Here is a 13,333-nt window from a genome sequence, read left to right as displayed (position 1 = left end):
GTTCTCTCCCGTGCTTCATGCTGGCCGGAGCGGATTCAGCTGTCCGCCGGCTCCGTCCCGGCCCCGGTCCGCAGCACCTCGACGAAGCGCCCGTGCAGGGCCGCGACGTCCGATGAGGTGAGCAGGCCGGGGCGGTAGGTCCAGAAGGCCTGAAGGCTGTCTTCCCCGGCCGCTTCCAGCCAGCAGGTCAGATCGAGCCGGGCCTGTTCGGTATCGGCCTCGCGGCCGGTCAGTTCGAAGCCCTCGCCGCGGTACGCGGGTCTGGCCACGTCCTGCGCGCCGAACGCCACCCGGATCTCGGGCGGGGCGGCGCCCTCCTGCCGGAACCAGGCGCGCACCTGCTCGAACGGCACGTCCTGGTGGCGCGCGACGAAGAGGGTGGCGTCCCGGACCCGGGCCAGTACGTCGGTGAAGGGTTCCGGTCCGCTCGTGCGGACCCGGATCGGCAGCACATTGACGAAGCAGCCGATCGCGTTCTGCGCCTCGGGGGTGGTGCGCCCGCTGAAGGCGGCGCCCACGGCCAGGTCGTCGGTGCCGGTCCGGTCGGCCAGCGCGACCGCGAAGGCGGCGAGACCGACCATGTGCAGCGTGGCGCCGTGCCGGAGCGCGAGACGGCGTACGGCATGCGCGAGGCCGCCGTCGATCGTCTCCCGGCGCTGCGCGCCGACGCCGTCCCTACCGCCACCACCACCGCCGTCGCCGATACCGTCCCCAGCGCCGTCCCCGGTGCCGGAAGGCTCCGTCCGGGGGAACGGGCCGGGAGCGGGCAGCCCGGTCAGGCTCCCGGCGAGCTCCGCGACCGCCCGCCGCCCCTCGGGGCCGGCCAGCCACGCGTGCTGCCGCGCTCCGAACGCGCCGGGGCCGGGCACCGGGGTGAGGTCCGCGACCCCGCCCTCGGCACGGGCGGCGCAGCACTCGCCGAGCTCCCGGACCAGAAGTTCCAGCGACCGGGCGTCGAAGACGGCGTGGTGCACCGTGAGGAGCAGGGCGGTCGCGCGGTCGCCGTCGGTGACCAGCCGGGCCCGGAACAAGGGGGCCCGGTCGAGCTCGACGGGCCGTTCGGCGTCCTCGGCGGCCAGCTCGCGCAGCCGGTCCGCACCGGGCGGTCCCGCTTCGGCCACCCGGGCCACCGGGACGCGCACCGATGCCTCGGCCCGTCGTTCCGGCTCCGTGCCCACCAGCAGGAAGGCCGTCCGCAGCGCCTCGTGCCGGGTGATCACATCGCCCAGGGCGTCCTCCAGCAGGTCCGCGGCGAGATCGCCCCGCACCCGCACCACCACACTGATCAGGTACGCGGTCGCCTGCGGTGCCAGCTCCGCCGCGAGCCACACGGCCCGCTCCGCGGCGGTGAGAGCCCCGCCCTCGGCCGCCACCGGTGCCTCGGCACTCCGGGGGCGGCGCGGCAGCAGCCGCAGATGGGCGACGAGCGCGCCCAGCCGGGTCTGCTGGAAGAGGTCGTCGAGGGTGACGTCGATACCGAGCTCGTCCTGGATCCGGGCGGCGGCCCAGGTCGCCAGCAGCGAATCGCCGCCCAGCTCGAAGAAGTCGTCGTCGTCCGTGACGTCTGCGCCGGCACCGAGAAGATCACGCCAGATCCGGGCCACCGCCGCCGTCAGCTCCGCCTCGTCGCGCCGTCGGCGCCCGGCGCCGTCCGCACGGCGGCGCACCACCGAGGTCCTCCCCGTGTCAGTCAACGAAGGCCAGCAATCTGCGCAGGTTGGCCGCGACCGCGTGCCGGAACCCGTCGTGGCGCTCCGGGGCGGGCACCGGGACCACGCAGTCCCGCCAGGACCAGGCGCGCCAGACGATCGCCGCCTGCTCCCCCAGGGGGAACGCCTCGGCGAGCCGGTCCCGCGACAGGTACGGCGTCCACTGGTCGAGATAGGCGTCGACCAGTGCCCGGCGGACCCGCTCGCCGTCGGCGATGTCGTTCTGCTCGAACTCCCGCAGCACGGTGGTCATCCCGCACAGGGGGTGGCCGATGCCCGTCTCGGCCCAGTCGAAGAAGATGTCCCCCTGCGGGCGGAACGAGACGTTGCCGTGCCAGAAGTCGATGTTGACCAGCACGTCCGGGAGTCCGGTCGCGGCCAGTTCGGCACAGCGGCGGGCGAACTCCGGCCGGAAGTCCAGCAGTCGGCGGTGCTCCTCGGGGGTCAGCCCCCACTCCCGCCCGGCCCCGAGGCGCTCCGGCTCGTCGAGCATCCGCTCGAACAGGCCGGGCAGTACGGCGGGGCGGCGGTCCGGTACGCCCGACTCGGCGAGTTCGCCGAGCCGTTCGGCCGTGGCGCGCTGCATCCGCGCGTACCGCTGGACGGACGAGCGGTACCGGGGCAGGTCCTCGGCGTCCGTCACGTCCTCGATGTAGGTGCAGGCGCCGATGTCCGCGGAGAGCAGCCAGCCGTGCTCCGGTTCGACGGCGAGCACCGGGACGATGTTGTCGGGGAACCAGCGGCCGAGCCGCTCGGTCAGGACCGCCTCGTGCGGGAAGCCCGGCGGCGCGGCCTTGAGGAAGACATGGCCCCGGTCGGTCGGGGCACGCAGGGTGCAGGCCCAGGGCGAGACGAGGAACTGTTCGACCGGACCGGTGAGGGCGGAGCCGTTGTCGCGCAGCCGGTCGGCGAGCCAGCCGGTCGCCCCGGCGTACCAGCCGGGGCGCGCCCACGGCACGTCGGGCAGCGCGTGGCCGCCGTCGAACCAGCCCTCGACCAGCGCCCGGTCCGCCGGATCGAGACCGGCCCGCTCCTCGGTGTCGAAGGCGCTCAGCCAGCGCGTGGACCCGGGGGCGGCCGACGGCTCCGCGCACCACTCGTGTGCGTAGACCGGGCCGGTGTCGCCGCCGGTGTCGGTCAGGGTGCCGAGGCGGACGGTGTCCTCGCCCCAGCGCTCCCGCAGGAGGGCGCGTATGCGCTCCGGCCCTCCGGCGGGGTGGCGCGGCAGCGACCACCGGCCGCCGTCCTCGTGCACCAGAACGCGTTTCCCCTCGTCGGCCGCGACGATGGTGCGCGCCTCGGTCTCAGTCCCCGTCACGTCGTGATCCCCTCACCCGGTGCGGCCATCGCCGCCTACTGTCGCTCACCAGCGGCGCCGGCCCACAAGTGGCGCATTTCGGCACTCGATTCGAGCAGCTCGGTGAGCGTGCCGACCGCCTCCACCTCGCCGTCCTTCAGTACGACGATGCGGTCGGCGCGCTCGAACGCGGCCCGGCGGTGCGAGACGGCCAGACAGCTGCGCCGCGCCCCCCGGTCCAGCAGCCGGTGCCACAGCTCCCGTTCGGTGCCGACGTCCAGCGCGCTGGAAATGTCGTCGAAGACCAGCAGTTCGGGATCGCGGACGAGCATCCGGGCGGCGGCGACGCGCTGCACCTGCCCGCCGGAGAGCTTGGTTCCCCGGGGGCCGACCATCGTGTCCAGGCCGTCCTCCAGGGTCGCCAGGTCGGTGTCGAGGACCGCGGTGGTGAGGGCCCGGACCACCGCGTCCTCGTCCGCCTCATGGCCGACCAGGACGTTGGTGCGCACCGAGTCGCTGGTCAGCCGGGGAACCTGCGAGGTGTACGCGGCCAGCGGCGGCACCAGCTCGTGGACCTCGTTCCCGTTCCAGCGCACCTCTCCGCTCTCCCGGGGCAGCAGCCCGAGGACGGCGCGCAGCAGCGTGGACTTGCCCGCACCCACCCGGCCGGTGACCACGACGAACTCGCCGGCGGCGACGTCGAAGCTGACGTCCGTGACCCCGTGGCCGGACTCCGGGTGCCGGTAGGCCAGCCCGCGGACCCGCAGGGTGTCCAGCGCGGTGCGCGGCGGTGCCGGCGGCACGGGCCCGGGGTCGGGCAGGCCGGTCACCGCGCCCGGCACGGCGTCCTCGATCCGCTGGAGCGAGGCACCGGACTGCATCACCAGGGCGAGGTTCTGGCTGAACAGGGAGGTGAAATCGGTGACCCAGCCGACGTAGACGATGAACAGGGCGAGGTCGCCGACGCGCATGGTGCCGTCGTGCAGATGCGTGGCCGCCAGCACGAGCACCAGCCCGGTGCCGATCGCGGTCGTGTTGTTCCAGATCGCGCCGAGGAAGACGTCGGTGAACAGGCGGCTCTGTACGGTGCGCTTGCGGCGGATCTCGTTGAGGCGGGTGAACCGGGCCAGCACATGCGGCTTCGCGCCGGCCAGCTGGATCGCCTGGATGCTGTTGAAGACGTCGCCGAGGAAGGCGCTGACGTCACCGGCCGCCTCCCGGCCCTGGCGGTGGTACTCCTTGATCTTCTTGCTGGCCATGTTGATCAGGAAACCGGCCACGATCAGCGGTACGCAGACCACCGCGGTGATCAGCGGATCGACGGTGACCATGACGGCGACGGCGATCAGCGCCTGGACGGCCGCCCCGATCACCATGAGCGTGTAGACGACGGTGCTGGACACGGTGGCGGTGTCGTCGGTGAGCCGGGACACCACGTCTCCGGTGGGGTGCTTCAGCCGGGCCGCGCCCGGCTTGGCCAGGACCCGGGCGAAGCCGTTGCGCATCAGCAGCCCGATCCCGGCGGCCTCGCAGATCCCGTCGTACGCCACGCACAGCAGCAGCGAGGCGACCCGGGCCAGCGCGGCGCCCACCAGGATCGCGATGAGCACCCAGAAGCCGGTGGACAGGGTGCCGCCGTCGCTCAGCCGGTTCAGGATCTCCCGGATCACGAGACCGGGCACCAGCGGGAACACACTGCGCAGCAACTGCATCAGCAGGTCGAGCGCGAAGGCGCCCGGTGCGTACCGGGCGATCTGCCGGAAGACGCGGAACGTGTTCATGACGCACCTGCCAGAAGAGCCGAGAACCGGGAACCCTCGGTGCCGGCCAGCTCGCCGCGCGCTCCGAACTCGACGAGCTCTCCGGCGTCCAGGACCGCTATGTGGTCCAGCCGGCCGACCGTGTCCAGGTGGTGCGCGATGACGACCGCGGTGCGCCCCCGGAGCAGTTCGCGTACGGCGGCGCCCACGGCGCGCTCGGTCGCCGGGTCCAGCCGGGAGGACGCCTCGTCGAGCAGGACGACATCGGGGTCGCGCAGGAAGACCCGTGCGAAGCTGAGGAGTTGGGCCTGTCCGGCGGAGAGCGATCCGTCGCTGATCATCGTGGACAGCCCCTCCGGGAGCGCTTCCAGCCACTCCCGCATGCCCAGGGCCGACATGGCCTCCTCGATCCGCTCGTCGCCGATGCCCGGGTCGAAGAGTGTGATGTTGTCCCGGACCGAGGCGTGCAGTACGTGGACGTCCTGGGTCACCACGCCCACCCGGGAACGCAGTTCGGCGAGCGGTACGGTACGGATGTCCACGCCTCCCAGCCGCACCGTGCCCTGCCCGGGGTCCATGCCGCGGTAGAGCAGACGGCCGATCGTGGTCTTGCCGCTGCCGGTCCGGCCGAGCAGCCCCAGCGACTCGCCGGCGGGCAGCTGGAAGCCGACCCCGCGCAGGGTGGGGCGGCCGTCGGCGTAGGCGAAGTCCACCCCCTCGAAGGCGAGCGGGAGCCGGCCTTCCGGCAGGGTGCCCCGGCCGGTGTCCTGGACCGCCGACCGCCGGTCGGAGAGCTCGGCGATCCGGTCCATGCCGGCCATCGCGGTCTGCAGGCCGTCGATGCGGTTGGAGATCCGGAACAGGGTGAGGCTGAGCAGGCTGGCGTAGAAGTAGCTCACGTAGACCGTGCCGAGCGTGATGCCGCCGCCGCGCAGCAGCAGGGCGCTGGCGACCAGGATGGCCGCGGTGGCGGCCGAGACGCTGAGCTCCAGGGCGCTGGACGAGGCACGGAAGGCGACGCTCTCCGACCGCATGGTGCGCCGCAGTCGCTCCAGCAGTGCGTCGAGCCGTCCCCGGGTCCAGGCGTCGCCGCCGTTGGCCTTGATGTCCTCGGTGCCCAGGATCCGCTCCTCCAGGAAGCCGCCGATGTCGGCGTTGTCCTGGCGCAGCCGGTGGAAGTACGGCGACGCCACCCGCTGGGTGCGGCGCAGCACCGGGATCACCACGAGGGAGAAGACCAGGAGGATCAGGCCCAGGCGCCAGTCCACGGCGAAGCTGACGCCCAGGATGCCCAGGGAGAGCAGCAGGTTGGCGAAGATCTGGAAGGTGAACGTGGAGAAGAACTGGGCCAGTGTGGCCACGTCGCCGTCGACCCGCTTGATCAGCTCGCCGGGGGTCTTCTCCTTGTGGAAGCCCAGGTCGAGATCGAGGCAGTGGTCGGTGAGGTCCATCCGCATCCGGTTGGTCGCCCGCCAGCCGAGGTCCTCGGCGAAGTACCCGGCGACGGACACGACGAGCTGGTTGACGATGGTCAGTGCGATGAAGACCAGGGCGATCCGGACCAGTGTGTCGACATCGGCGCCGTCCTTCGCCCGGTCGATGAAGCGGCCCAGCAACTGCGGGTTCCACAGCGACAGTCCGACCTCGGCGAACAGGAGCAGGAGCAGGAGGAGGGCGGTTCGCCAGTTCGGCGCCAGGTAGGACAGGAACAGGTGGAGCCGCTTCCTCATTCGTCCACCGGCCGGTCGGGCACACCCGGCACGCGCCGGACGGCTTCTCGATCGTTCACCACTGCACTCCCTCGCGAGTGAAACCCTTGCCCCGGCTCGACGGAACAGTCCGGCACCGGAGGCCGGCCCGGTCGCCGCACGGACGCGGGAGAGCCGTAGTCCGGAGTAACGGGGCAGGCGGCCGAAAACCGCTCGCCATGATTGGACTCACGCCATAGAAACAGTCACGTCATTAGCCTGTCAACCATTCAAATCCCTGCGTGCCACCACCTGTTAGTGCCTCAACCATTCCGTCACTCGTTGCGGGCACTTCGTCCGGAATGGCCACGGGAACCGAACTTTTCGGCGTCGTCGCTCGGGACAAGGCACGAGGGCGGAGTCATCGGGAACGGACTGCGACACCGCGGACGGAAGGCCCCGGACACCGGTACGACGCTGACAATTGTGGGCGAGGTCGTTAGCCTCGGTCATTCCGCGGTCCGCGGGCCATCCGGCGACGGGCCGCCCGATGCTTCGCGGCCCGTCGAGCGCCGCGACACGCAAGCCGCCTGGAGGACTCGCACATGACTAGCGCAGCCGCCCCCGCCACAGCCGCCGAGGCCCTCGAACGCGTCGACGCCCTGCGCGACACCGTGCGGGCCGGCGGCGAGGAGGCCGACCGCACGGCGAGCTTCCCGGACAAGGGAATCGACGCGCTGAAGGCGGCCGGGCTGCTCTCCGCCGCCATCCCGGCCGCGTACGGCGGGTCCGGGCTGACGGCCCCCGAACTCGCGGAGCTGGCCGCGCGGATCGGCCGGCACTGCGGCTCGACCGGCATGATCTGGGCCATGCACCAGCTCCAACTGGCCTGCCTGGCACCGGCCGCGGCGGACGGTCCGGAGCTCGCGGACTATCTGCGCACGGCCGCCGCCGAACAGCACCTGGTCGCCTCCGTCACCTCCGAGGCGGGCATCGGCGGCAACCTCCGGATGAGCAGGGCGGCCCTGGTCCAGGTCGGCGAGGAGTACCTGCTGGAGAAGCACGCCACCACGGTCTCCTACGGGGAGCGGGCGGACAGCCTGCTGGTCACCGCCCGGCGCGACGACCGGGCGGCCGCCGACGACCAGGTCCTCGTGCTGGTGCGGGCGGACCAGGCACGGCTGCGCCGTACCGGCCCGTGGAACACGATGGGTATGCGCGGCACCTGCAGTTCTCCGCAGCACCTCCAGGCGGTCGTGCCGCGCGGGCAGGTGCTGGCCGAGCCGTTCGGCGCGATCGCCGGGCGCGTCATGGTGCCGCTCTCGCACATCCTCTGGGCGGCTGTCTGGGCCGGGATAGCGACCGACGCCTTCCGTCGCGCCGTGCGGTTCTCGCAGGCGAAGGCCAGGGCGACCCGCCGCGGCGGCACGTTCGCCCCGGACGCCCGGCTGGGACGCATGCACGCCGTGCTGACGATGCTGTGGTCACAGGTCCAGGCGCTCGCGGCGGAGTACGCCGGGAGCCGGGCGGCCGGGGGCGAGCCCCGGGACCTCACCGTGCCGGCCAACGCGCTGAAGGTGTCCGCCTCCGAGGAGTCGGTCCGGGTGGCGGTGCTGGCGCTCGAAGTCTGCGGCATGGCGGGGTACTCGGAGGAGGGCGACTTCTCGGTGGCCCGCCACTTGCGCGACCTCTACTCGGGAAGGATCATGATCGCCAACGACAAGCTGACGGCGGTCAACACCGAACTGCTGCTGACCGGCGAGGACTTCCTCGGCTGAACCGGGCACCCGGGCGGGAGCCGCGGCGGCTCCCGCCCGGGCGAGGCCCCGGGGCCTCGCCCGGACCGGACCGGTTCACCCGGCTCCGGTCGAGCCCGCGGCCCTGATCGTGGCGGCCAGCTCGGCCGCACAGGAATTCCGCATAATCTCCGCGTTCCCAATTTTCACACCGAATCTGCGCTCCACCTTCAGCTGCATGCGAAAGGCGAGGAGCGAGTTTCCGCCGAGGGCGAAGAAATCATCGGAACGTTTGATTCCTGTGACGCCCAGCAGCTCCTCCCAGAGCAGGAGGACAAATTCCTCCTCGGCGCTCCCGGGCACCGCATCCGTCCCGGGCCCGGCACTTCCCGCGGCCAATTCGTCGAGGAGCCCGGAAACATTCCGCTTGCCGTGCTGGTCGGCCGGAATTCGGTCCACCAGGCGGACGTCGCTGGGCACCAGGAAGTGCGGCAGGTTCTCCTCGGCCGCGGTCCGCAGCCCCTGCCGGGTCGCGTCGCCCCCGGCGACCAGGAAGGCGACCAGACGCCGGTCGACGCCGTCCCCGACCGGGGCCACCACGGCGTCCCGGACGTCGGGGAGGCCGAGGAAGAACCGTTCGATCTCGCCGGGTTCGACCCGGTACCCGCGGACCTTCACCTGCCGGTCGGCCCGCCCCAGGAAGTCGATGACGCCGTCGTCGGCGACCCGGACGAGGTCGCCGGTCCGGTAGAAGCGGGTGGCGCCCCCGGGACCGTCCGGCCCGGTGAAGCGTTCCGCGGTCAGATCGGGTCGGCCGAGATAGCCGCGGGCCACCTGCGGGCCGCCGACGAACAGTTCTCCGGAGCTCCCGGCGGGGACCGGTGCCCCCTCGGGGTCGCGCACCTCGGCCACGACCCCGTCGAGCGGGCGGCCGATCGGCACCGCCGGGCGCCGGGTGTCCTCCGGGGTGATTTGGTGGGCGACGCACGCCGTGGTGCACTCGGCCGGTCCGTAGAGGTTGTACAGACCGCCCCCGAAGCCCGCCTCCAGGATCACCCGGCAGACCGCCGGGGCGATCACGTCGCCCGCCACGTGCAGCAGGCGCAGCGCGGCGAACGCGTCCGGCTGCTCGGCGGCGACATGCCCGGCGACCATGGTCGGGACGAGCATGGCGGTGATCCCGAGCCGGCGTATCTCGGTGTCGAAGCCCGCGGCCAGCAGGTCCGGCACCAGCGGGAGCACGGTCACCTCGGCACCGGCGGCGAAACCGTTCCACATCTCCCAGTGGAAGAGGTCGAAGGAGAGGCTGGAGACCTGGCCGATCCGGTCCTGCTCGGTCAGCCGCGGCAGCGCCGGATTGCGGGCGAACGCGACCACGTTGCCGTGCTCCAGCACGATGCCCTTGGGGGTGCCGGTCGAGCCGGAGGTGAACAGGACGCTCGCCGCGTCCCGGGCCCGCGGTGACGGCAGCGGGCCGGTGACCGGCTCCGCGCCGGACAGCGGCACGGACAGCACCCGGACCGCGTCGCGGTCCAGCCGGTCCGCCCAGTCCGGTTCGGTGACGACCACGCGGACGCCGCTCAGCCGCAGCATCAGATCGCGCCGCGCGTCCGGGTAGCGGCTGTCGATCGCGACATACGCGGCACCGGCCCGCACCACGGCGAGCAGCACGACGAAGAGGTCGGCCGACCGCCGGAGGTAGACGCCCACGAGGTCGCCGCGGCCGATCCCGAGCCCGCGGAGCCGCCGGGCCAGCTCCTGGGAGCGCGCCGACAGCTCCCGGTAGGTCAGCGCGTCCTTCCCGTCGCGCACCGCGATCCGCTCCGGATGCCGCGCCACGGTCTCGTCGAAGAGTTCGGTCAGGGTCCGCGCGGTCATGTCGCCGCCCCTCCCGTGGACGTGCCGAGCACCAGCTCCTGGCCGCCGTCGGCGAGTTCCAGCCGTGCCACCACCCGGCCCAGCTCCCCGGTGGTCGCCACATGGGTGCCGCCGCAGAGCGCCGTGACCGGGCCCTGGCGCACCTCGCAGCTGAAGCGCCGCACGTCCGCGAGGCTCGGTCCTTCGGTGCGCACCCGCACCGAGACGTCCGCGGCGACCCACTCCGCCAGCAGTTCGTTCATCCGGGCCTCCAGGTCACCGAGCTCCTCGGCCAGGCCCTCCGCCGTGAAACCCTTGCGCCGCAGGGACTTGCCCATCCGGTAGCGGTCGACGCTGTGGTGGAGGCCGATCCGCGAGCTCACGATGGCGATCTTGTCGAAGTCGGGGGCGCCCAGCGAGTCGAGCGGGGCCTCCTTGCGCCACCGGTCCCGCAGTACGGAGTTGAGCGCCGGCCCGACCAGTTCGCAGCCGGTGTGTCCGGCCGACAGACCGGCCCGCCGCTCCGCGTCGACCGACAGCCGCACCTCGCGCCCCAGCAGGGCACCCGGGTCGTCGGCGAGGACGTGCAGCACGTGCCAGGACCAGTCCGGGTCGCCGCGGCGAACCGGGATGTCCCCGGCCACCCGCACCTCGCCGGTGGACCGGTGCGCGGCGGCGATCACGCTGTCCAGCACCGGGAAGGCCTGGCCGCCGCCCTCCACGACCCCCTGGTCGCCCGGCTGGTCCGGCCAGGTGTGGTCCTCGGGGTGGAACGGGGTGGTGTCGCAGATCAGCCCGTACCGGCCGGTCGGCGAAGTCGCGTACCGCGCGGTCGCGACGGCGTCGAGTGCCCCGGCGGGGAAGGACACCAGGGTGGAGTCGCTCAGAAAAGGTGTGGTGGGCTCGGTCATTCCACTTCCAGGGCGAGCAGGTCGTCGTACGTCTCACGGCGCAGCCACAGCCGTGCGCCGCCGTCCCGGACGGCGACCACGGGCGGGCGGGGCGTGTGGTTGAAGTTGTTCGCCAGACTCCGGCAGTAGGCACCGGTGTTCGGCACGGCGAGCAGATCGCCCACCCGGATGTCGGCGGGCAGGTGGTCGTCGCGCACCACGACGTCACCGGCATCGCAGTGCAGACCCACCACCCGGGAGAGCATCGGTCCGGCATCGGAGCGCCGGCCGGCCAGCACGCCCGTGTACAGGCCGTCGTAGAGGGCCGGGCGGATGTTGTCGCTCATCCCGCCGTCCACCGAGACGAAGGTGCGCAGACCGGTGACGGCCTTGACGGTGCCGACGCGGTACACCGTGATCCCCGAGCGGCCGACGAGGGAGCGGCCCGGCTCGATCGCCAGCCGGGGCGGTTCCGTCCCCAGCTCCGCGCAGCTGCGCCGGGTGAACTCGCGCAGCCCCTCGGCGATCTCCGCGGGCGTACCGGCCCGGTGGTGGTCCAGGTAGGCGATGGCGAAACCACCGCCGAGGCTCACCTCGGGCAGGGTGACCCCGTGCTCGCGGAGGAACTCCGCGCGGACCTCCATGACCCGGCGCACCCCCACCTCGAAGGAGTCCAGGCCGAATATCTGCGAGCCCAGGTGCATGTGCAGACCGACCAGTTCGACCTCGTCCGCCCGGTGGGCGGTCTCGACCGCGGTGGAGGCGTCGCCGGTGCGCAGCGAGAACCCGAACTTCTGGTCGTCGTGGGCAGTGGCGATGTTGGCGTGGGTGTCGGCGTGCACACCGACGTTGACCCGGATGAGGACCTTCGGCCGTACCCCGGCCCCGGCCGCCAGCTCGCGCAGCAGCCGCAACTCGTCGAAGGAGTCCACGACGATCCGGCCGACCCCGTGGCGCAGGCCGGTGGCCAGCTCCTCGGCGGACTTGTTGTTGCCGTGCATCACCAGGCGCTCCGCCGGGAAGCCGGCGGAGAGCGCGATGCGCAGCTCGCCGAGGGAGCAGACGTCCAGGTGGAGTCCGAGTTCGGCGCAGATCCGGGCGACCGGCCGGCACAGGAACGCCTTCCCGGCGTAGTAGACGTCGAAGTCGTCGAAGACGGTGCGGAATTCGGTGCACCGGGCCCGGAAGTCCGCCTCGTCGAAGACGTACATGGGGGTGCCGAACTCGGCGGCGAGGTCGTCGACCCGCAGTCCGCCCAGGGTGAGGACGCCGTCCTCGGCGCGGGCCGCGGACGTCGGCCACAGCTGCTCCGGCAGGGTGTTCAGGTCGGCGGGCTCGGTGAGCCACTCGGGCTGCGTGGAGGTCAGCACCCGTCACGCTCCATTCGGGGCGAAGAAGTCGGAGATCTCGGTGGCCGTGCCCGCCGAGAGGGCCCGGTCGAGGACGAACCGGCCCACGGCGAGGTCGAGAATACCCATGCCGAAGGGGGAGAAGATCACGGGACGGTCGGCGCGGAGGGCGACGTCACCGCGCAGTACCCCGGCGAGTGTCCCGGTGACGAACGACCGGTCGCCGAGCAGTTGTTCGGCGAGATGCGGCGAGGTGTTCTGCTTCAGGCAGTGGTCCACGTCGTCGACGATGTTGTCGGCGTGCAGCAGGGTCTGCGGCTCCAGATCGCGCAGCGACACGTGCAGGACCAGCTGGCCGGGCCGGAAGCGGAGGTCCGCCGGGAGGTGGGGGCGCAGCGCGGTGGTGGCGAGGACGACGACATCGGCGTCGCAGGCGGTGGCCAGGTCGGCGGCGCGCCCGCCGGGCAGCGTGGCCGCGAAGCGTTCGGCGGCCGCGGGGTCCAGGTCGTGGCAGTGCGCCACCGGCGGTGCCTCGGTGGCGGCGGCCAGGTAGTGGCAGATCTCCCGGGCGATCACCCCGGTGCCGATCACGCCCCAGCTGCGCGCCGGGGTGTCCCGCAGCACCCGGGCGGCCAGCGCGGCCGACGCCGCGGTGCGGGCGGCGCTGATCGTCGCCGACTCCAGCAGCGCCGTCGGGTAGCCGGTGCGGTAGTCGTTGAGGACCAGTACCGCGGAGGCCCGGGGCAGTCCCCGGTCGTGGTTGCCGGGGAAGCTGGAGATCCACTTGATCCCGGCGGTCTCGGCCTCGCCGCCCAGGAAGGCGGGCAGCGCGATGATCCGGCTGTCCGGCTTCTCCGGGAACCGCAGGAAGTAGCTGTCCGGGTTGACCGTCCGCCCGTCGTCGTGCAGGAGGTACGCCTCGCGCACCCGCGCGATCACGTCCTGCTCGGCGCCGGCCAGCGCCGCGCGTACGGCGGGTCCGCCGACCACCGAGAAAGTCGTCGTAGTCATGTTCTCGCTCTCCATAGGGGCTGTCCGTGGTCCGAG

General features: G+C 72.6%; 9 protein-coding genes. 1 reads left to right on the top strand and 8 read right to left on the bottom strand.

Annotated features, from left to right (window positions below):
- Nucleotides 1–35 precede the first annotated feature (35 nt).
- Genes ACFVFH_RS07090 through ACFVFH_RS07075 form a run of 4 tightly spaced genes read right to left on the bottom strand, consistent with a single transcriptional unit; the run spans nucleotide 36 to nucleotide 6,496 of the window.
- A complete protein-coding gene (locus ACFVFH_RS07090; RefSeq protein WP_383764521.1) occupies nucleotides 36–1,670 on the bottom strand; it encodes a condensation domain-containing protein in 1,635 nt (544 codons plus the stop codon).
- Between the two features lie 16 nt (nucleotides 1,671–1,686).
- Entirely contained in the window at nucleotides 1,687–3,027 is a 1,341-nt protein-coding gene (locus tag ACFVFH_RS07085; RefSeq protein WP_383764518.1) for a hypothetical protein, read from the bottom strand.
- 35 nt (nucleotides 3,028–3,062) lie between these two features.
- On the bottom strand, nucleotides 3,063–4,787 hold the full coding sequence (locus tag ACFVFH_RS07080) for an ABC transporter ATP-binding protein (RefSeq protein WP_383764515.1): 1,725 nt from the start codon (nucleotides 4,785–4,787) through the stop codon (nucleotides 3,063–3,065).
- Nucleotides 4,784–6,496 carry an ABC transporter ATP-binding protein gene (locus tag ACFVFH_RS07075; RefSeq protein WP_383764512.1) on the bottom strand — a complete coding sequence of 571 codons (1,713 nt, stop codon included), beginning with the start codon at nucleotides 6,494–6,496 and terminating at the stop codon, nucleotides 4,784–4,786. Before ACFVFH_RS07075 ends, ACFVFH_RS07080 begins: the two co-directional genes overlap by 4 nt.
- Before the next feature lie 563 nt (nucleotides 6,497–7,059).
- On the opposite strand from ACFVFH_RS07075, the gene ACFVFH_RS07070 reads away from it, so the two are divergent.
- A complete protein-coding gene (locus ACFVFH_RS07070) occupies nucleotides 7,060–8,232 on the top strand; it encodes an acyl-CoA dehydrogenase family protein (RefSeq protein WP_383764509.1) in 1,173 nt (390 codons plus the stop codon).
- Between the two features lie 75 nt (nucleotides 8,233–8,307).
- On the opposite strand, the gene ACFVFH_RS07065 is transcribed toward ACFVFH_RS07070, so the two are convergent.
- Genes ACFVFH_RS07065 through sbnB form a run of 4 tightly spaced genes read right to left on the bottom strand, consistent with a single transcriptional unit; the run spans nucleotide 8,308 to nucleotide 13,297 of the window.
- Nucleotides 8,308–10,068, bottom strand: coding sequence for a non-ribosomal peptide synthetase (locus tag ACFVFH_RS07065; protein WP_383764507.1), 1,761 nt, complete (start codon nucleotides 10,066–10,068; stop codon nucleotides 8,308–8,310).
- The gene (locus ACFVFH_RS07060; protein WP_383764504.1) at nucleotides 10,065–10,958 is read right to left on the bottom strand and encodes a metal-dependent hydrolase; all 894 of its coding nucleotides are present in this window, start codon (nucleotides 10,956–10,958) and stop codon (nucleotides 10,065–10,067) included. The genes ACFVFH_RS07065 and ACFVFH_RS07060 overlap by 4 nt, the downstream gene beginning before the upstream one ends.
- Nucleotides 10,955–12,307: a diaminopimelate decarboxylase gene (lysA, locus tag ACFVFH_RS07055; RefSeq protein WP_383764501.1), complete on the bottom strand. Its 1,353-nt coding sequence runs from the start codon at nucleotides 12,305–12,307 to the stop codon at nucleotides 10,955–10,957. The genes ACFVFH_RS07060 and lysA overlap by 4 nt, the downstream gene beginning before the upstream one ends.
- Nucleotides 12,308–12,310: 3 nt before the next feature.
- Entirely contained in the window at nucleotides 12,311–13,297 is a 987-nt protein-coding gene (gene sbnB / locus ACFVFH_RS07050) for a 2,3-diaminopropionate biosynthesis protein SbnB (RefSeq protein ID WP_383764498.1), read from the bottom strand.
- Nucleotides 13,298–13,333: the final 36 nt, after the last annotated feature.

The organism is Streptomyces sp. NPDC057697, assembly GCF_042799335.1.
GTDB lineage: Bacteria > Actinomycetota > Actinomycetes > Streptomycetales > Streptomycetaceae > Streptomyces.
The sequence above is the reverse complement of the archived record's forward strand: the minus strand, read 5'-3'. Positions and strand labels throughout refer to the sequence as shown.